Source organism: Streptomyces liliiviolaceus (assembly GCF_018070025.1).
Taxonomy (GTDB): Bacteria; Actinomycetota; Actinomycetes; order Streptomycetales; family Streptomycetaceae; genus Streptomyces; species Streptomyces liliiviolaceus.
The window spans coordinates 5229715-5251647 of the sequence record NZ_JAGPYQ010000001.1 but is presented as its reverse complement, the minus strand read 5'-3'; the positions used below and the strand labels follow the sequence as shown (position 1 = coordinate 5251647).

At 73.7% G+C, this 21933-nt stretch carries 3 protein-coding genes; all 3 read left to right on the top strand.

The window, feature by feature from the left end; all coding sequences use genetic code 11:
• The first annotated feature begins 251 nt into the window (after nt 1-251).
• The 3 genes from J8N05_RS22870 (at nt 252) to J8N05_RS22860 (ending at nt 21928) form a co-directional block, all read left to right on the top strand.
• Nucleotides 252-1376 (top strand): cytochrome P450, encoded by a 1125-nt coding sequence (locus J8N05_RS22870; RefSeq protein WP_247706411.1) that lies wholly within the window; start codon nt 252-254, stop codon nt 1374-1376.
• A gap of 103 nt (nt 1377-1479) precedes the next feature.
• Complete coding sequence (locus J8N05_RS22865) at nt 1480-2826, top strand: serine hydrolase domain-containing protein (RefSeq protein ID WP_210885418.1); 1347 nt, start codon at nt 1480-1482, stop codon at nt 2824-2826.
• A 130-nt stretch (nt 2827-2956) separates the two neighbouring features.
• Nucleotides 2957-21928 carry a non-ribosomal peptide synthetase gene (locus tag J8N05_RS22860; protein ID WP_210885416.1) on the top strand — a complete coding sequence of 6324 codons (18972 nt, stop codon included), beginning with the start codon at nt 2957-2959 and terminating at the stop codon, nt 21926-21928.
• Nucleotides 21929-21933: the final 5 nt, after the last annotated feature.

Genomic DNA, 21933 nt, shown 5'->3' with positions numbered 1-21933 from the left:
ATTCGGTGGTCCAGAACGTCGACCGAGCTGCTCGGCCACCCGCTCAGGGCAGCCGTCGGTCGGGATCGCACCAGGTCGCGACCGGGACCCGCTTCCGAGCCCGGGCTCGACCTCCACCATCCCGCTTGCGGATTCGCCGTCCCCGCGAACCGCACGAAGGAGAACAGGTGACCGGCAACGCATCGCAACAGGAGCACTTACCCTTCGACACGCTGAGCGATCGATGGCAGTCCTTACGCGCACTGAGACCGGTGCATTACGACGAACAGCAGAGTGCCTGGCAGGTGGTGGACCACGAGTCGGTGGCCGCGGTTCTCGCGGACCCGGCGACGTTTTCCTCCGACTTCTCGTCCGTCGCGCCCACGCAGGAGGACTTCGAGGTCTTCCGGCAGGGCAATTTCGTCGGTATGGATCCGCCGGAGCACCGAAAACTGCGTACTCTCGTGAGCCAGGCATTCACGCCCCGCGTGGTGAGCGGATTGCAGCCACGCATCGAGAATGTGTGCGGCCGGTTGCTGGACGACGTCGCGGACCGCGACCGGTTCGATCTGGTCGACACGCTCGCCTACCCGCTGCCCATCATCGTCATCGCCGAACTGCTCGGCATACCGGCAGCCGACCACAGGCTTTTCCAGGAATGGGCGGCCACCCTCTTCGGCGGCGACGAACTCGGCGAAGCGCCCAACATGGACGACCTGGCCCGCGCTCTCAAAGCCATCGCCCCCACCGTGCGGGAGATGAACGGCTACGTCCTGGACCATATCCGGCGCTGCCGAGAGACTCCGGGAAACGATCTCACCAGCAAACTGCTGGCCGCCGAGGTGGACGGGGTCCGGCTGGAGGACCAGGAGATCGTCGGGTTCGTCGCCCTCCTGCTCGTCGCCGGGCACGTCACCACCACCGCGCTGCTCGGCAACGCGGTGGTCACGTTCGACCGGCACCCCGGCACACTCCCGGCGTTGCGTGCCGACCCCGGCCGGCTGCCGGACGCCATCGAGGAGGTACTGCGCTGGCTGCCTCCCTTCGCCGAACTCGGCCGACGCGCCACCCGGCCCGTGGTGATCGGCGAGCACGAACTTCCCGCGGGCGCGATGGTGGTGGCCCATCTGGGCGCCGCCAACCGCGATCCCTCCCGCTTCGCGGCACCGGACGTCTTCGAGCCGACCCGCAGTCCGAACCCCCATCTGACGTTCGGCCACGGCATCCACTTCTGTTTCGGCGCACCGCTGGCCCGGCTGGAGGCGCGTATCGCCCTCCGGATGCTGCTTGAACGATTCTCCGATCTGCGTGTCCCCGCCTACGGAGAAGTCACCTTCCAGAACCCGGGCGTCATCGTCGGCGTACGTCAGCTGCCAGTCGAGGTCGCAAGGAGTTAGCAGGCAAGAGCGCGTCACCCGCACCGACGCGGGGCCGTTCCGCTCATCCCCATCGGCCTCCGGCGTCACGTTCACACCAAGCATCAGTGGGAGTCCCCTTCACATGCCTTTCCCCACCACCGCTCCAGTCGCCCCCCAGTCGTCCCCTTTACGCCGAACCCTGCAGGACCGTCTCGACGGTCTCGCCCGGACCCACCGTGTGCCCGGCGCCCAGCTGGCCGTCGACACCGGCACGGAGTTCGTCAGTGTGCACACCGGCACGGCCGACGCCGTCCGGGGCGCCGCGTTCACCGCCGACACGGCCGTGCCGCTGGGCAGCGTCACCAAGACGTACACGGCCGCCACTGTCATGCTCCTGATCGACGATGAGGACCTCGACCTGGACGAGTCCGTCGCCGATGTCCTGCCGGAGTTCCAGGACTTACCCAAGGTGACCGTGCGTCACCTGCTCTCCCACACGGCCGGTCTGCCCACCGGCCTCGACTCGGACTCCGCGGCAGGCATGACGGCCTCCCGCTATCTCGCGGCGGTCTGCACCGCCGAGGACACGCTGTTCGACCCCGGAACGGACTTCTCCTACTCCAACGCCGGTTACGTGGCGGCCGGGCGGCTGATCGAAGCCGCGACGGGCATGACCTGGCACGAAGCCGTACGCGTGCTGCTGCTGGAGCCGCTGGGCATCACCCCCGCCTTCCTCGGCGACAGCCTCCCCGGCCGGCCCGTCGCGAGCGGACACGGCCTGAACACGGCGACGGGAGCCGTACGGCCGGCCCACCAGAGCCTGGCGCCCGTCGAGGCCCCAGCCGGCGCACTGCTGGCGAGCGCCCCCGATCTGCTGGCACTGGGCAGGACCCTGATCGGCCGGTCCGCCGTCCTCCCTTCCACCACCGCCGCGCTCATGCGGCGCCCCGAGGACGGCACCGAGGCCGCTCCCCTGGCAGACGCCTGGGGACTGGGCGCGGCCCTCTACCAGCAGGACGACCGCTGGTGGTGCGGTCACGACGGCAATGCCCAGGGCACCTCCTGCCATCTGCGCGCGGAACCCCGCAGCGGCGTCGTCGTCGCCTTCACCGGCAACGCCGGCGGCGCCACCGCCCTGTGGCGGGACCTGGCCGACGAGCTCACCCGGCTCACCGGTCTGCGTGTGCCGGCCGCTCCCGCGCGCCCGGACCGCGGCGGCCCCATCGCCTTCCCCCAGTGCGCGGGGACCTACCGCAACGGGACGAGCGAGTACCGGATCAGCCTCGGGCCCGACGGCCTGCCCGCACTGTCCATCGACGGCGACCTGTCGCTGCCCCTGGTCTGCTACCCGGATCTGAGCTGCGACCTGGTCGACCCCGCCACCGGTATCCGAGAACCCGGCGGACGCTTCCACCGGGATCCCGCCGACGGAAGCGTCGACCGCGTACAGATCTCCGGTCGTACGGCCCGCCGCGTCGGCACCGCCTGACGCCCCGCCGCCAGCCGCCCCGCCGTACCCCTCCCCGCGCCGAAGAGCCGCCCGCGTGCGGCCCGGCGCGCCCGGGCGCCTCCCCACGCCCGCGCGCACCCGCATCACCACCGCTTTCGAAGGACCCCCCATGACGGACCTGCACAACGAGCCCAGGCCGATGTCCCCTTCCGCCCGGGCGGAAGACGTCACCGCCGGAGGCGGTATCGACGGCACGGTGGAGCCGCTGCCGCTCGGTGAACTGTTCGAGTCGTGGGTGCGCCGCACGCCGGACGCGCCGGCGGTGACCGACGGCCGGCACACCTGGTCCTACCGGGACCTCGCGGAGCGGACCGGGCGCCTGGCCGCCGATCTAGTACGGCGCGGGGCCGGGCCGGAGCGGACGGTGGCGCTGGTCCTGCCGCGCTCGCTGGAGCTGATCGCCGCCGAACTGGCCACGGCCCGTGCCGGTGCCGCCTTCCTGCCGGTGGACCCCCAATACCCGCGTGAGAGGCGGGCGTTGATGCTGGACGACGCGGCGCCGGCCGTCGTCCTCGACGACCCGGCCGACCTGCGCGCCGTCATGGAGGCCGCCGGGCCCGCCCCGGACATCGCGGACCCGCGGGTGGACGCCGACCAGGCCGCGTACGTCATCTACACCTCGGGCTCGACCGGAACACCCAAGGGAGTGACCGTCACCCACCGCGGCATCGCCGCCTTCACCGCGGGCGCCGCCGCACAGTACGCCGTCAGTCCGGGCGGCCGGGTCCTGCAGTTCTCCTCACCCAGCTTCGACGCCTCCGTGCTGGAGCTGTTCATCTCCGTCCTGTCCGGCGCCACCCTCGTCGTACCGCCCGACGGCCCCTGGCTGGGCGACGAACTCGCCGCGGTGGTGAACGAGCACCGCATCACCCACGCGCTGATCCCGCCGGCCGCGCTCGCCACCGTGTCCGACCCCGCCCGGATCGGCCCGGGACGGCTGAGCACGCTGATCGTGGGAGCCGAGGCGTGCCCCGCGGCACTCGTCGACCAATGGGCGCCCGGCCGCCGGATGGTCAACTCCTACGGTCCCACCGAGACGACCATCGTGGCCTCCTGGACCGGACCGCTGTCGCCTGGAGGCGGCACACCGAGCATCGGCCGGCCCCTCGCCGGCACCGGGACGCACGTCCTGGACGCGGCCCTGCGGCCCGTACCGCAAGGAACCGACGGGGAACTGTACGTCGGCGGCGTCGGAGTGGCCCGCGGCTATCTCAACCGGCCCGGCCTCACCGCAGGGCGCTTCGTCGCCAGTCCCTTCGGCCCGCCGGGAGCCCGGCTCTACCGCACGGGCGACCGGGCGCGCTGGAACGCGGACGGCGAACTGGAGTACCTGGGCCGGGTCGACCGCCAGGTGAAGGTGCGCGGCTTCCGTATCGAGCCCGGCGAGACAGAGACGGCACTGCGCCGCCACGGCGGGGTGCGCGACGCCGTGGTCGTGGTGCGCGAGGACGAACCCGGGCGGAAGCAACTCGTCGGGTACGTCACCGCCGCCGACCCGGAACACGCCCTGGACGCGGCCGACGTGAGGGCGGTCGCCGCCGCCGTCCTGCCGCCACACATGGTGCCCTCCGCCGTGGTCGTCCTGGACGCCCTGCCGCTCACCCCGCAGAACAAGATCGACCGGCGTGCGCTGCCCGCACCCGTCCGCGCGGTCGCACCGGGTCATGTGGCGCCGCGCACCTCGCAGGAGCGGGCCCTCGCCGAGGTCTGGGCGGACGTCCTCGGGGCCGAAGCCGTCGGCATCGAGGACGACTTCTTCGACCTGGGCGGTGACTCGATCCTCGCCGCCCGCGCCCTGGCCCGCATCCGTGAGGAACTCGGCGCCCGGCTGTCGGTCCGGGACGTGTTCACCGCGCGGACCGTCGCCGCGCTGGCCCGGCTGATGGGCCCGTCGACCCTGGTGGCGCCCCCGGACCCGATCCCGGCCGTCCCGCGCGACCGGCCGCTTCCGCTCTCCAGCGCCCAGCGACGCCTGTGGTTCCTGGACGACCTCACGCCGGGCGGCACCGAGTACAACACCGGCCTGGCGCTGCGGCTGCGCGGCGAGCTGGACGCCGGTGCGCTGCGCCGGGCCCTGGACCGGCTGTCCGCCCGCCACGACTCGCTGCGCACGACCTTCGCCACGGAGGACGGCCAGGGCGTCCAACACGTACACCCGCACGCGGAGTTGCCGTTGCGCACAGCCGACGTGACCCAGCTGTCCCGGACCGGGCTCGACGACGCCGTCGAACAGCTGCTCACCGAGGAACTCGGCCGCCCCTTCGACCTGGCCACCGGTCCGCTCACCCGGGCCCTGCTCGTCCGCCGGGGAAGCGACGACCATGTGCTGCTGCTGGCCCAGCACCACATCGTCACCGACGGCTGGTCCGTGGGCATCCTGACCCGTGACCTGGCGGCGCTGTACCGGTCCGAGGTGTCCGGCCTGCCGACAGGACTGCCCGAACCCCGCGTGCAGTACCCGGACTTCGCCGTCTGGGAGCGGCGGCGGCGCTCGGGGGACGGCGACGCGTCGGACCTCGCGTACTGGAAACGGCAGCTGGCCGGTATGCCGCAACTGGAACTGCCGACCGACCGGTCCCGGCCGGTGGTACGCACCACCGACGGGGAGGCCCACCGGCAGCACCTCCCGGCCGAACTCGTCGCACGGCTGCGGCATTTGGCCGGAGGCCGCGGCACGACGGTGTTCACCCTGTTCGCCGGGGCCGCGGCGGTGCTGTTCTCCCGCTACTCCGGGCAGCGGGACATCGCCTTCGGCACCGTCACCACCGGGCGGGGACGCCGCGAACTGGAGGACGTCACCGGGTTCTTCGCCAACACCGTCGTACTGCGCGGCGAGGTGGACGACACCATGACCGTCGACCGGTACGTGGAGAGCGTGCGGGCGACGGTCCTGGACGCCTTCGCCCATGAAGCGGTGCCGTTCGACCGGGTGGTGGAGGAACTGGCCCCGACCCGGGACCCGAGCCGGACCCCGCTGGTCCAGGTGCTCGTGGTGCAGCAGACGGCCCTGAGCGACCCGCCGGGGGCCGACGGGGTACGGATCGAACCGCAGCCGCTGCCCCGTCCGGCCGCGCGGTTCGACCTGGTGCTGGAGTTCGTGCCGCGTACCGACGGCGGCTGCGAGCTGACGGTCGAGTACAACACCGGCCTGTTCGAAGCGCGGACGGTGGCGCGGATGGCCCGCCAGCTGGGCCGGCTGCTGGAGGGCATGGCCGACGGGCCGCACCGCACGGTGGGCGAACTGGCCCTGCTGTCGGAGGACGAACGGCACACGGTGCTGGAGGAGTGGAACCCGCCGGCCGGGGACACCGGCCGCGCACCGGCCCGTACGCTGCCCGCGCTGTTCGAGGCACAGGTGGCACGCACGCCCGACCGGACCGCCGTGACCTGCGGAGCCGAAAGCCTGGACTACGCCGAGGTCAACCGGCGTGCCAACCGGCTCGCCCGGCTGCTGGCCGCCCGCGGCATCGGACCCGAGACGCTGGTGGCCCTGTGCCTGCCGCGGACCGCGGACCTGTTGCCGGTGCTGTGGGCCGTACTGAAGGCGGGCGCGGGCTACCTACCGGTGGACCCCGGCTATCCGGTCGAGCGCATCCGCCTCATGCTCGCCGACGCGGCCCCCGCCCTGGTCCTGGCCACCCGCGAGACGGCCGGAGCACTGCCAGAGGACTGCGTCCCGCTGCTTCTGGAGGACTGGCTTCCGCAAGAGGCCACCGCTACTGCCGCCGCTACTTCCGCTGCCACTGCCGACGGGGAGCTCGGCCGCGGGGACCTCACCGACGCCGACCGGATGCGCGCGCTCGACCCGGAGCATCCCGCGTACGTCATCTACACCTCCGGTTCGACCGGACGTCCCAAAGGCGTTGTGATCACCCACCGCAGTGTCGCGGCGCTCGCGGCGTGGGCCGAGGAGCGGTTCGGGCCCCGGCGACTGGCCCACGTCGTGGCCTCCACCTCCCTCAACTTCGACGTGTCGGTCTTCGAGATGCTCTGCCCCCTGCTCGTGGGCGGCGGCATCGAGGTGGTCGCCGACCTCACCGAGCTGGCCGACACCACACAGACCCGGCGGGCCGGGCTCGTCAGCGGGGTGCCGTCCGTCATCTCCCGGATGCTCGCCGAGGACGGCGCGCCCGTGACGGCGGACACCGTCGTCCTGGCCGGCGAGGCGCTTCCCGCGCAGACCGTGCACGACCTGCGGCGGGCCATGCCCGGCTGCGACATCGCCAACATCTACGGCCCCACCGAGGCCACCGTCTACGCCACCGCGTGGTTCGCCGGTGACGGGACACCGGACCAGGCGCCGCCGATCGGCAGGCCCGTGGCCCGTACCCGGGCCTACGTCCTGGACTCCCTGCTGTGCCTCCAGCCGCCGGGCGTGACGGGAGAGCTGTACCTGGGCGGCGGGGGACTGGCACGCGGCTACCTGGGGCGCCCGGGGCTGACCGCGACCCGGTTCGTCGCCGACCCCTTCGGTGCGCCGGGGGACCGCATGTACCGCACCGGGGACCTCGTCCGGTGGAGCGCCGACGGCGAACTGGAGTACGTCGGCCGCACCGACCAGCAGGTCAAGGTACGCGGCTTCCGTATCGAACTCGGCGAGGTGGAGGAGGCGCTGCGCGGACTCGACGGTGTGGCGGAGGCGGCGGCCACCGTCTGGGAGAGCGAGGGCCACCGCAGGCTGGTCGGCTACGTCGTTCCCGCTCCGGACGCGCGAGTCGAGCCGGAGGAGGTGCGCCGGACCCTCGGCCACACCTTGCCCGACTACATGGTGCCGACGGCCGTCATGGTCCTGGCGGACCTGCCCCTCAACCCCAACGGCAAGCTGGACCGGGGCCGTCTCCCGGACCCGGGACCCGCCCGAAGCCGGGCGCACCGCGTGGCCCCGCGCACGCCCACCGAGCGCATCCTCGCCGCCGTCTGGGCGGACATCCTGCGCGTGGACCGCATCGGGGTGGACGACAACTTCTTCATGCTGGGCGGCGACTCCATCCTCAGCATCCAGGTGGTGGCCCAGGCCCGGCAGGCTGGCCTCACCCTGACCTCCCGGGACGTCTACCGCCACCAGACGATCGCCGCCCTCGCCCGCTGCGCCGACGCGGCCGGCGGCCGCAGGCCCGCGACCCCGGCCGTCGTCGATGCCACCGGCGCCGCGCCCCTGACGCCCATCCAGCGCTGGCTGTTCGAGAGCGCCGCCCGCCAAGCAGCCCGCCAAGCCGCCCGTCACGCGGGCCGCTTCGCCCAGACCCTGTCGTTCCAGGTCCCCGACGACCTGGACCCGGCGGCGCTGGAGGAGGCACTCAACGACCTCGTCGCCCACCATGACGCGCTGCGCTCGCGTTTCCTCACCGACGAGACGACTCAGGAGACAGAGGACGTGGGGGCCGGAGGCGCGGATGCCGGACCGCCCGTCGTCTGGCGCATCGAGGACAAGGCGCCCCGCGTCCACCTGGCCCGCCACACGGGCCCGGACACCGACTCCCCGCACCACGGTGCCTTCGACCTGCGCCGGGGCCCGCTGCTGCGCGCGGTCCTGCACGACCGCGGCCCCGGCCGGTCCCGCGTACTGCACCTGTCCGTCCATCACCTGGTCGTCGACGGCGTGTCGTGGCGGGTGCTCATGGAGGACCTGGACCGTGCCTACCGCGCCCGCCGGGAGGGCCGGGACGGACAGGCGGCGCTGCCCCCGAAGTCGTCGCCGCTGCGGCACTGGGCCCGGCGGCTGTCCGCCCACGCGGCCGACGGCGGCTTCGACGGCGAGGCCGCGTACTGGACCGCCGCTGTCGCCGGCGCCGCCGCGGCCCTGCCCACGGACGGCGACGGTGCCAACACCTACGCCTCCGCGCGCTCGGTGACCGTCCGGCTCACGCCCGAGGACACCGCCGCCCTGCTGCGCACCCTGCCGGAGACCTACCGCACCAGGGTCAACGACGTGCTGCTGAGCGCGCTCGGCCGCGTGCTGTGCGCGTGGACCGGGCACGAGCAGGTGCTCGTGGACGTCGAGGGGCACGGCCGCGAGGAACTGTTCGCCGACGTGGACACCAGCCGTACCGTTGGCTGGTTCACCACCCGCCACCCCGTCGCCCTGGCCGTCCCGTCCGACGCCGGCTGGGACGCCGTACTGAAGCAGGTCAAGGAGCAGCTGCGGGCGGTGCCCCGGCACGGGGTCGGGCACGACGCCCTGCGACACCTCGCCCGCCGGGTGGCACTGCCCGAGGCACCGGAGGCACAGGTCAGCTTCAACTACCTGGGCAGGTTCGGGCTCCCGGACACCACCGGAGGCCTGTACGAGGGCCCGTTCCGCACTCTGGAACTGGACGCCGACCCCGCCGCCCTGCGCCCGCACCCGCTGGAGGTCGTGGGCCGACTCGACGGCGACGCACTGGAGTTCATCTGGTTCTACTCCGACGCACTGCACGCCCGGACGACCGTCGCCGAGCTGGCCGCACACTTCGCCGACGCGCTGGCCGACATCGCGCGGCACGCCGGCCGGCCCGGCAGCGGCGGACGTACCCCCTCGGACTTCCCCCTCGCCCGGCTCGACCAGGCGGCCGTGGACCGGATCGTCGGCGACGACCCGGACGCGGTGGAGGACATCCATCCGCTCACCCCGACCCAGACCGGCATGCTCTTCCACCGGCTCTCCCAGGACGATCTGGGCGTCTACTTCCAGCAGTTGACCTTCGACCTGGACGGCGTACCCGACCCGGCCGCGCTCGCGGCGGCCTGGCAGCGCGTCACCGACCACACACCCGTGCTGCGTGGCCGGGTCGTCTGGCAGGACGTACCCGAACCGCTTCTGGTGGTGCAGCGGTACGCGACCGTGCCCGTGACCCATCTGGACTGGCGCGACCTGGACGAGGAGGAGCGCGGGCACCGGCTGCGGGACCTCCTCGACCGCGACCGCGCGCAGGGCATCGACCTCGGCCGGGCGCCGCTCCAGCGACTGGTGCTCGCCCGGATCTCCGACGGCGGCGTACGGGTGGTGTGGTCGTTCCACCACCTGGTCCTGGACGGCTGGAGCCTGTTCCAGGTGCTGTCCGACGTGTTCACCGGACACGCCACGGGCGGGCGGGAGCCGCTGCCCGAGCGGCGCCCCTTCCGCGACTACGTGGCCTGGCTGCGCGAGCGCGACGGGGCGGAGGCCGAACGGCACTGGCGGCGCCGCCTGGCCGATCTAACCGACGCCACCGCGCTGCCGTACGACCGGGAACCGCGCGAGAGCCACCGGGCCGAGTCCACCGCGGCGGTCCGCACCACCGTGGACACCGCCACCACCCGGGCACTGGAGGAACTGGCCAGAACGGCCGGGCTCACCGTCAACACGCTCGTACAGGGCGCCTGGGCGCTGCTGCTGAGCCGTCAGGCCCGCAGGGACGACGTCGTGTTCGGCACGACCGTGTCCGGACGGCCCCCCGAGCTGCCGGGCGCCGACACCATGACCGGCCTGTTCATCACCACCCTGCCCACGCGGGTGACCGTGCCGCACGACAGGTCACTGCTCGACTGGCTCCGCGACCTCCAGCAGGAGCAGAGCGAGGACCGCCGCCACGACCAGGTGCCGCTCACCCGGATGAAGGGGCTCACCGAACTCCCGGAACGCGCCGCCCTGTTCGACAGCATCGTCGTCTTCGAGAACTACCCGGTCGACGACGAACTGGCCGCCGCGCACGGACTGCGGCTGAGCGCCCTGGACGGCATCGAGACCACCAACTACCCGCTGAGCCTGGTGGCCTATCCGGGCGCCGGACTCGGTCTGCGGCTCGGCTACGATCCGCGGTTGTTCGACGCGGACACCGTCGAGCGCATGGTCGAGTACCTCACCGTCCTGCTGACGAACATGGCGGCCACGCCTCAACTGCCGCCCACACGACTGTCGTTGCTCACGGCCGCGCGCCGCGCTCAGGTGGTCGAGCAGTGGAACGACACGGCCACCGGCGTGTCCGGGGCCGAGGTCACCGTGGCGGAGCTGTTCGCCGCGCAGGTCCGGCGCACGCCGGACGCCGTGGCTCTGGAGACGGGCGCGGAGCGGCTCACCTATCGGGAGCTCGACGCCCGGGCCGCCTTGCTGGCCGGTCGGCTCGCCGCGCTCGGTGTGGCCGCCGAGGTCCCGGTCGGCGTGCTGATGGACCGCTCGGCCGACCTCGTGGTCGTCCAGCTCGCCCTGGTCCGCATCGGCGGCGTGTTCGTACCGCTGGACAGCCGGGCACCGGGCGAGCGGCTGCGCCGGATGCTCGCCGAGGCGGGCGCGCGGCTGCTGCTCATCGACGCCGACGCTGATGCTGAAGCTGAGGTCGACGCCGACGCGGGTGCGGGTGTCGATCGGCAGGCCGTGGCGCGGGAGCTGCTGCCCGACGGGACCGTACTGCGTGTGGCCGACCTGCTCGCCGTAGACGTACAGGGTGCGGACGGCGAGGTGGCGCGCTTCGGGAAGATCCACCCGGACAACGTCCAGTACCTGATGTTCACTTCCGGCTCCACCGGCATCCCCAAGGGCGTCGCGGTACGACAGCGGGACGTCGCCGCGCTCGCCCTCGACAGCGCCTTCACCGGACACGACCGGGTCCTCGTGCACTCCCCGCACGCCTTCGACGCCGCCACCTACGAGCTGTGGGTGCCGTTGCTGCGCGGCGGAACGGCCGTGCTGGCCCCGCCGGCCGACGTGGACGCCGCCGTCGTCCGCCGTGCGATCACCGAGCGGGGAGTGCGCTGCCTGTGGCTGACAGCGGGCCTCTTCCGGCTGCTCGCCCAGGAGGACCCGACCTGCCTGCGCGGCGCCCATGAGGTGTGGACCGGCGGCGAGGCCGTACCGGGTGCCGTGGTGGGCCGTGTGCTCGATGCCTGCCCCGGCCTCACCGTCGTCGACGGTTACGGACCGACCGAGACGACCACCTTCGCGACGCGGCGCGTCTTCCGTGCGGGTGACCCGCTGCCGCCGGTGCTGCCCATCGGACGGCCGCTCGACAACACGCGCGTGTACGTGCTGGACGACGCCCTCCAGCCGCAACCACCCGGTGTACCGGGGGAGTTGTACATCGCGGGTGCCGGACTGGCCCGCGGCTATGCCGGGCGGCCCGGCGCGACCGCCGCACGCTACCTCGCCGATCCGTTCGGCCCGTCCGGCCCGTCCGGCGGGCGGATGTACCGCACCGGAGACATCGTGAGGTGGAGCGCCGACGGCGAACTGCACTTCGTGGGACGGGCGGACGACCAGGTCAAGATTCGGGGCTTCCGTGTCGAACCCACCGAGATCGAGGCCCGGCTCACCGCCCATCCGGCCGTGGCCGAGGCGGTCGTCTCGATGTACGAGCACGCCGGACGCAAGCGGCTGGCCGCACACCTCGTGCCCGAGCCCTCGGCCGTCGTGCCGTCCGCGGACGAACTGCGCACGCACGTCGTCGCCGAACTGCCCGACTACATGGCACCCGCCGCCTTCGTCACGCTGGCCGAGCTGCCCCTGACGGCGAACGGGAAGGTGGACCGGCGCCGGCTGCCCGCGCCCGACTGGACGACGGCCGGTGACGCCGAGTACCGCGCGCCGCGCACCGAGGCCGAGCGGACCCTCGCCGGGATCTGGGCGGAGCTGCTCGGCGTGGAACGGGTCGGCGCCGACACCAACTTCTTCACGCTGGGCGGCGACTCGATCCTCAGCATCCAGGTCGTCTCCCGTGCCCGCGCGGCCGGACTCGCGCTCACACCGAGGGATCTGTTCCGGCATCCGACGGTTGCCGCTCTGGCCGCCGCGGCGACCACGGGTGAGGCCGTGCCCGTCGCGGGGACCGGTCCGGTGAGCGGCGAGGTTCCGCTCACCCCGATCCAGCACTGGTTCCTCGAACCCGGGCCGCGGCGGCCGGAGTTCTTCGACCAGTCCGTCGTCGTGGAGACGCCCGACGACGTCGACCAGGCGGCCCTGCGCCGCGCCCTTGCGGCCGTCTACGCGCACCACGACGCCCTGCGCAGCCGGTTCGTCCGGTCCGCCGACGGCTCCTGGCGCCAGGAGTGCCCGCGGGCCGACGAGGAGACCCCCGAACTGCTGACGGTCCATGACCTGCGCGGGCTCGGGGAGGCGCCCGCCGGGGAGACCGAAGCCCGGGTGACGGCCGAGGCACACGCCTCCTTCCGCCTCGCGGACGGACCGCTGCTGACGGCCCGCCTGTTCACCGGAGCTGCCGGCGTCACCGGTGCTACCGGCGCCACCGGCACCCGTCTGCTCCTCGTCGTGCACCACCTGGTCGTCGACGGCGTCTCCTGGCGCGTCCTGCTGGAGGACCTGGAGACCGCTTACGGGCAGGCCCGAGCCGGTGAGCCCGTACGCCTGCCGGAGCGGACGACCTCCGTCCAGGAGTGGACGCGGCGGCTGCACGACCACACCGCGTCGGGCGGTTTCGCCGCGCAGCGCGCGCACTGGGAGATGGTGGCCGGGCACTGCGCCGCACCCCTGCCGGTGGACGGCGACGGCGATCCCACCAGGTCGGACATGGACGGCGGCAACACCATGGCCGACGTGGACGCCGTGACCGTACGCCTCGACCGGCGGCGCACGGACGCCCTGCTGCGAGAGGTGCCGAGTGTCTACCGCACCCGTGTCGACGACGTCCTCCTGACCGCTCTCGGCCGGGTGCTCGCCGACTGGACCGGGCGGCGGACCGTCGCCGTCGGCCTGGAGGGACACGGCCGCGAGGACCAGCTCTTCGACGACGTGGACCTGTCCCGTACGGTCGGCTGGTTCACCAGCCTGTACCCCGTCGCCCTCGCACTCCCGGACGCCCCGTACGAGGATTGGGGCGCCGCTCTGAAGGCCGTCAAGGAGCAGTTGCGGGCGGTCCCCGCGCGGGGCCTCGGCCATGGCGCCTTGCGCTACTTGGCGCGCGACGAGCGACTGACCGAGGCGCCGATGCCCGGCGTCAGCTTCAACTACCTGGGCCGCTTCGACTGGTCGGCCCGTGGCGGCGCGCTGGTGCGCTCCGTGCCGGGCGGCCTGGGCGGCGCCGAGGCACCGGAGTCCGTACGCCCGCATCTGCTCGACGTGGTCGCCCGCGTCGAGGACGGCGAGCTGGAGATCACCTGGCACTACAGCCGGCAGCTGCACCGCCAGGAGACCGTCGGCGGTCTCGCGGCGGGCATGCTGCGGGCGCTGGAGGACGTCGTCGCCCACTGCGCCGAGCCGGGCGCGGGCGGCCGTACGCCCTCGGACTTTCCGCTGGTCCGGATCGACCAGGCCGCCGTGGACCGGGTCGTGGGCGACGGCCGTACGGTCGACGCCCTGTACCCGCTGACGCCGATGCAGTCCGGCATGCTGTTCCACAGCCTGCTGGACCCCGACAGCCGCACCTACGTCAACCAGGTGCAGTTGGTGCTGTCGGGCGTCACCGATCCGTACGCCCTGGCCGAGGCGTGGCAGCGCACGGTGGACGCCAACCCGATGCTGCGCACCCACCCGGTGTGGCAGGAGACCGCCGAGCCGATGCAGGCCGTACGGCGGCGGGCGACCGTGCCCGTCACGCACCACGACTGGTCCGCTTGGTCCGCCGAGCGGTGCGGGACGGAGCTCGCGCGCCTGGTCGACGAGGACCGGCAGACGGGCCTCGACCTGGAGACGGCCCCGCTGATGCGCCTGGCCCTGATCCGGCTCTCGCCCGAACGGGTGCGGATGCTGTGGACCTTCCATCACCTGCTGCTCGACGGCTGGAGCGCGGCCCAGGTCTTCGACGAGGTGTGCGAACGGTATGCGGCGCTGACGGCCGGGCGCCGCCCGGACGTGCCCGACCGCGCGCCCTTCGGCGACTACCTCGGCTGGCTGGCCCGGCAGGACACCGGGCGGGCGGAGGCGTACTGGCGCGAGGCGTTGGCCGGGTTCCCCGTCGCCACCGGACTGCCCCGCGACAGGCGGCCCGCCGAGGCGCACCGCACCGCGTCCTCCGGGTCGGTGCGGGTGACACTCGACGCCGACGCGTCGGCGCGGCTGCGGGAGACGGCGCAGGCGGCCGGCCTGACCGTCAACACCGTCCTCCAGGGCGCCTGGGCGCTGCTGCTGTCCCGCTACGGCGGCGGGGACGACGTGGTGTTCGGCACCACCGTCTCCGGGCGGCCCGCCGACCTGCCGGGGGTGACCTCCATGGTCGGCCTGTTCATCAACACCCTGCCCACCCGGGCGCGCATCGACGGAGAGCGCCCGCTGCTGGACTGGCTGGGCGAACTGCAGGCCGCCCAGTCGGAGTCCCGGCGCCATGACTTCGTCTCCCTCGCCCAGCTCCAGACCTGGAGCGAAGTACCGGGCGGCACGCCTCTGTTCGACAGCATCGTGGTCTTCGAGAACTATCCGTTCGACGCGGACGCCCTGGCCCGGCACGGCCTCGCGATGGAGCAGGAACGCGATGTGGAGCCGACCAACTACCCGCTCAGCGTGGTGGTCGCGCCCGGCGACACCCTCACCGTCACCCTGGACCACGACCCCGCCGCCTTCGACGCGGCCACCGTGGAGGGCATCGGCGCGAGCCTGCGCACGCTGCTGACGGAGATGGCCACCGGCCCGGACCGTGCCCTGGCCGACCTGCCGCTGGTGTCCGCCGAGGAGGGCCGCCGCCTGCTGGACCGCTTCGGCGGCCCGCGGACCGAGCCCCTCCACCGGACTCCGGCCGAGGCCGCGTACCGCACCCTGCCCGAGGCCTTCCGCGCCCAGGTCGCGCGTACCCCCGACGCCGTGGCCGTGCTCGGCGGCGGACGGGAACAGCTCACCTACCGGCAGCTCGACGAGCGGGCCAACCGGTTGGCCCGCCTGCTCATCGAGGCCGGGGCCGGGCCCGAACGGTTCGTCGCGCTCGCCCTGCCGCGCACCCCGGACCTGATCGTGGCGCTCCTCGCCGTCCTCAAGAGCGGCGCCGCCTATCTGCCCGTCGACCCGGGCTATCCGGCCGAGCGCATCGCCTTCCTCTTCGACGACGTACGTCCCGAAGCGGTCGTCACCCGCGCGGAGACGAGCGGGCGGCTGCCGGACGGGCCGTTCACCCGGATCACCCTCGACGACCCCGGCTGCGCCGCGCGCCTGGCCGCCCTGCCCGGCGACGGCGTCACCGACGACGACCGGCACGGACGGCTGCTGCCGGACCATCCCGCCTACGTCATCCACACCTCCGGCTCGACCGGCCGGCCCAAGGGCGTCGTCGTCGCCCAGACGTCGGTGCTGGCCCTGACCGACTGGGCCGCCACGGAGTTCGGCGGCGGACACGGCCTGGAGCATGTGGTGGCCTCCACCTCGCTCAACTTCGACGTGTCCGTGTTCGAGATCTTCTCGCCCCTGCTGGCGGGCGGCCGTGTCGAGATCGTCCACGACCTGCTGGCCCTCGCCGAACGCGAGGAACCCTGGCAGGCGGGACTGCTCAGCGCGGTGCCCTCCGCGCTGGGGCGGCTGCTGGCGGAGGACACCGTCCGCGTCGGCGCCGACACCGTCGTCCTCGCCGGCGAGGCGCTGCCCGTGCAGACCGTGCGCCAGGTCCGCTCGGCGGTCCCCGGCTGCCGGGTGATGAACATCTACGGCCCCACCGAGGCCACCGTCTACGCCACCGCCTTCACGTGCGATCCGGCCGAACCCGACCGTGTACCGCTCATCGGTCGGCCCGTCGGCGGAGCCCGCGCCTACGCCCTGGACGCCCGGCTGCGCCCGGTGCCCGCCGGAGTGCCGGGTGAGCTGTATCTGGCCGGGACCGGGGTGGCCCGCGGTTACCTCAACCGGCCGGGCCTGACCGCGTCGCGTTTCCCGGCCGACCCGTTCGGCCCGCCCGGCGGCCGTATGTACCGCACCGGCGACCTCGTACGGTGGACGGCCGACGGCGAGCTGGTGTACCTCGGCCGCTCCGACGACCAGGTGAAGGTACGCGGCTTCCGCATCGAACTCGGCGAGGTCGAGGCCGCGTTGACCCGGCACCCCGAGGTGTCCGCGGCGGCCGCCCGAGTCGTCGAGCACGACGGACACAAACGTCTGGTGGCGTACGTGGTCCCCGCCGGCCCCGTGCTTCCCGGCTCGGCCGATCTGCGGGCCTTCCTCGCGCGTACGCTCCCCGACCACCTGGTCCCCGCCCTCGTCGTGCCGCTGGAACGGCTGCCCCTCGGAGCCACCGGCAAGCTGGACCGGCGCGCGCTGCCCGACCCCGTGTGGTCGGCGCCGGGCGGCAGCGGCGACCGCCCGCCGCGCACCGACGCCGAGCGGGTGCTCGCCGCGATCTGGTCCAAGGTGCTGGGCGTGCCCGAAGTGGGCGCGCACGACAACTACTTCGCGCTCGGCGGAGACTCCGTCCTCGGCATCCAGATCGTCTCCGCCGCCCGCAGGGCCGGTCTCGCATTGACACCCCGGCACCTGTTCCGCCACCAGACCGTCGCCGAACTGGCCGCCGCGGCCAAGGCTCCGGCGGTCCCGCGGACCGCGGCGGAACAGGGTCCGGTCGTCGGGGACGTACCCCTGACCCCCGTCCAGCACTGGCTGTTCGACGATCTCACCGGCGACCCCGCCCAGCTGACCCAGGCGGTCTCCTTCGAGGTGGCCGCCGACACCGACGAGACGCTGCTGCGGTCCGCCCTGGCCGTCGTCCTGGAACACCACGACGCCCTGCGCCTGCGCTTCGAGCCGTCCGGCGACGGACAGTGGAGGCAGTACGGCACGGCGCCGGGGGAGGGGCCGCGCCTGGAGGCGCACGACGTGTCCGGCGGCCTTGACGAGTCGACCTCTGGTGAGGCGTCCGAGATGGCCGTACGTGCCCTCGCCGACCGCCTGTCCGCCGGGTTCGACCTCGCCGAAGGGCCCCTGCTCCGGGCCGCCCTGTGCCGGCGCGGCGGCGGCCGGCGGCCGGTGTTGCTGCTGGCCGCCCACCACCTGGTCGTGGACGCGGTGTCCTGGCGGCTGATCCTGGAGGACCTGGAGACCGCCTACCGAGCGCTGCGCGTCGGCGAGCGGCCCGATCTCGGCGCGAAGAGCACCTCCTTCCGGACGTGGGCCCGGCGCCTGGCCGCCCACACCGCCTCCGGCGGCTTCGACGACGAACTCGCCCACTGGCAGGGCCTGTCCGCCGACGCGACCCCGCTGCCGACCGACCTCACCGGCGCCAACACGGCCGCCTGCGAGGAGACGGTGACGGTCAGCCTGGACGCCGACGACACCCGGCGGCTGCTCCAGGACGTACCGGACGTCTACCGCACCCGCGTCAACGACGTCCTGCTGTGCGCCCTGGGCCGGGTCCTGGGCCGCTGGACCGGACGAGACCGGGTCCTGGTGGCACTGGAGGGCCACGGCCGCGAGGAACTGTTCGACGACGTCGACCTGGCCCGTACCGTCGGCTGGTTCACCACCATGTTCCCCGTCGCACTGGACGTGCCCGGGGACGCGGGTACCGGAGCGGCGCTGAAGTCCGTCAAGGAGAGCCTGCGGGCCGTGCCGAGGGGCGGACTGGGCTACGGCGCCCTGCGCCATCTGCACCCCGACGGCGACCGGCTCGGTCTGCCGGGGCTGCCGCAGATCGGCTTCAACTACCTGGGGCAGCAGGACCGGAACACCGCCGCGGACGGCCTGCTGCACACCCCGTACGCCGGACTCGCAGGCGGCCTCGACCGTGCGGCGGACCGACCGCACCTCCTCGACGTACTCGGTCAAGTCACCGACAAGCGGCTGGAGTTCACCTGGTCCTACTCGCGTGAGGTGCACGAGCGGGACACGGTCGCCCGGCTGGCGGCCGAACTCGCCGACGAACTGCGGCACATCATGCGGCACTGCGCCGAACCCGGCGCCGGAGGCCGCAGCCCCTCGGACTTCCCGCTGGCGCCGCTCGACCAGCCGACGGTGGACCGGCTGGTGGGCACCGGCCGCGACCTCGTGGACCTCTATCCGCTCACCCCCACCCAGACCGGCATGGTCGTGCACGGCCTGGACGAGCCCGGCCGGGGCATGTACGTCGAGCAGATCACGTTCGTCGCGGACGGCGTGCGCGACCCGCGCCTGCTCGCCGCCGCCTGGCAGCACGTGGTCGACCGCACGCCCGTCCTGCGCACCACCGTGGTGCTGAACGGGGTCCCCGCCCCGCTCCAGGCCGTGCACCGCACCGCCGCGCTACCGGTCACCGGGCACGACTGGTCCGCCCTCACCCCGGACGCGCGCGCCACGGCACTGGAACGGCTGCTCGCCGAGGACAAGACCCGCGGCCTGGTCCTGGACCGCGCCCCGCTGCTGCGGCTGGCCCTGATCCGGCTCGGCCCGGACCAGGTGCGGGTCGTGTGGACCTTCCACCACGTCCTGCTGGACGGCTGGAGCGTCTTCCACGTCCTGGCCGACGTCATGGCCGCCCACGCGGCACTCGTCCGGGGCGAGGAACCCCGGCTGCCGGACCGCCGCCCGTTCGGCGACTACGCGGCCTGGCTCGCGGCCCGGGAGACCACACCCGCCGAGGAACACTGGAGGAGCGCGCTCGCGGACCTCACCGCTCCCACGCCGCTGCCCTACGACCGCAGGCCCGCCCAGAGCTCCGCGGCCCGCTCCGACACCTGGCTGTCCCAGTGGCTGGACACGGAGCAGACCAAGCGGCTGGACGACTTCGCCCGCCGCAACCGCCTGACCCTGAACACGGTCGCGCAGGGCGCCTGGGCGCTGCTGCTGTCGCGGTGGAGCGGCGAACGGGAGGTGTGCTTCGGCACCACAGTCTCCGGGCGGCCCGCCGACCTGCCCGGCGCCGACACCATCACCGGCCTGTTCATCACCACCCTGCCCGCCCGGGTCACCGTGGACGGGAGCGCGGCCCGCGACACCTGGCTGCGGGACATCCAGGCCGTACGGGCCGAGGACCGCCGCTTCGACCACGTCCCCCTGACCGACCTCCAGGCGTGGAGCGGGCTGCCCGCCGGGACGCCGATGTTCGACAGCCTGCTGGTCTTCGAGAACTACCCGGTCGGCGACGCCACGGCCGGCGCCCACGGCGTCCACGTCCACGACCTCGACGCCCGGGAGGCGACCAACTACCCGCTCACCGTGGTGATCTCGCCCGGCGAGCGGCTCGGCGTCGAACTCGGCTACGACCCGCGTCACTTCGACGCGGCCACGGCCGACTCCCTCGCCGCCCAACTCCTGCACACACTGGGCGAACTGGCCGCCGCCCAGGATGCCGACCATCTGGACACCGATCACCTGGATGCCGACCGTCTGGACACCGACCGCTCGGACGCGGACCGTCTGGACGCGATCGACATTCTGCCGCCCGGGGAACGGGCCCGGCTGCTGCACGGGCCCGCCCGCCCGCAACTGCCACCCGTGGCCCCGGCGACCCTGCCCGACCTGATCGAGGCGGGGGTGGACCGCGGTCCCACGGCCACGGCGCTGAGCGCGCCCGGCCTGTCCCTGACCTTCGCCGAGATCGAGGAGCGGGCCAACCGCCTGGCGCACCGGCTCATCGCGCGCGGCGCCGGCCCCGGCATGCTCGTCGCCCTGGTCCTGCCGCGCTCGGCGGACATGGTCCTCGCCCAGCTCGCGGTCACCAAGGCGGGCGCCGCCTTCCTGCCGGTTGATCCCGACTATCCGCCCGAGCGGGTGGCGTTCGTGCTGCGGGACGCGGCGCCCGCCGTCACGCTCGACGCCGCCGAGGTGGCCGCGCTGCTCGCGGACGGGCAGTGCGAGGACCGGGAGCGTGGAGGGGACGGTGGCGCACCCGGCCGCCGACCCACCGACGCCGACCGTCACCGCCCGCTGGACCTGGACGATCCGGCCTACGTCATCTACACCTCCGGCTCCACCGGCACCCCCAAGGGCGTGATCGTCACCCATCGGGGCCTGGCCGCCTTCGCCGCCGCCGAGGCCGCGCACTACCAGGTGGCGCCGGGCGACCGGGTGCTGGCGTTCGCCACACCCAGCTTCGACGCCTCGGTGCTGGAGCTGTGCATGTCCCTGCCGCAGGGCGCCCGCCTGGTCGTCCCACGGCCCGGCCCGCTGCTCGGCGCCGAGCTGGCCGACGTGCTGCGCACCCAGCGCATCACCCACACCCTGCTGCCCCCGGCCGCGCTCGGCACCCTGCCGCCGGACACCCCCGGCACCCTGCCTGACCTCAGGACGCTGACCGTGGGTGCCGACGCGTGCGGCGCCGACCTGGTCGCCCGCTGGGCCCCGCACCACCGCCTGGTCAACTCCTACGGGCCGACCGAGGCCACCGTCGTCGCCACCTGGTCGGACACGCTGGAGGCGAACGGCAGCGCACCGCCCATCGGCCGCCCGCTGCCCGCCACCGGGGCGTACGTCCTGGACGCCGGGCGTCGGCCGGTCCCGGTCGGTGTGGCGGGCGAACTGTGGCTGAGCGGACCGGCGTTGGCCCGCGGCTATCTGGGCCGGCCCGGTCTGACCGCGACCCGCTTCACCGCCGATCCGTTCGGGCCGCCCGGCACCCGTATGTACCGCACCGGCGACCTCGTACGACGCGACGCCCGCGGCGAGTTGCACTACCTGGGCCGCACCGACCACCAGTTCAAGCTGCGCGGCCACCGCATCGAGGCGGGCGAGGTCGAGGCCACGCTCGTACGCCATCCGGCCGTGCTGGACGCCGTGGTGAGCGTACGGGAGGACGAACCGGGCCTGCCGCGACTGGTCGCCCACCTGCTGCGGGCGCCCGACGCCGAAACGCCGTCCGCCGCCGAGCTGCGGGCGCTGGCCGCCGCGACCCTGCCGGGCCCGATGGTGCCTTCCGCGTACGTCGTCCTTGAGTGCTTCCCGCTCACCGAGAACGGCAAGACCGACCGGGCCGCGCTGCCCGCGCCCGCCCCGGACGTGCCGCGGACCGCGGAGCACGTCGCTCCCCGCACCCCCACCGAGGAGATCCTCGCCGGATTGTGGGAGGAGGCGCTGGACACGCGCGTCGGCGCCGAGGACGACTACTTCGATCTGGGCGGCGACTCCCTGCGCGCCCTCCACATCTCCTCACGGGCCAACGACGCCTTTGGCGTGCACCTCACACCCCGTGACGTCCTGGTCCACCGCACGGTCGCCGCACTGGCCGACCTGGTGGAGGAACAGGTGCTCGGCGAACTCGAAGACGCCGCACGCGGCGACAGCGACCACGACGAACGGTGAGGACC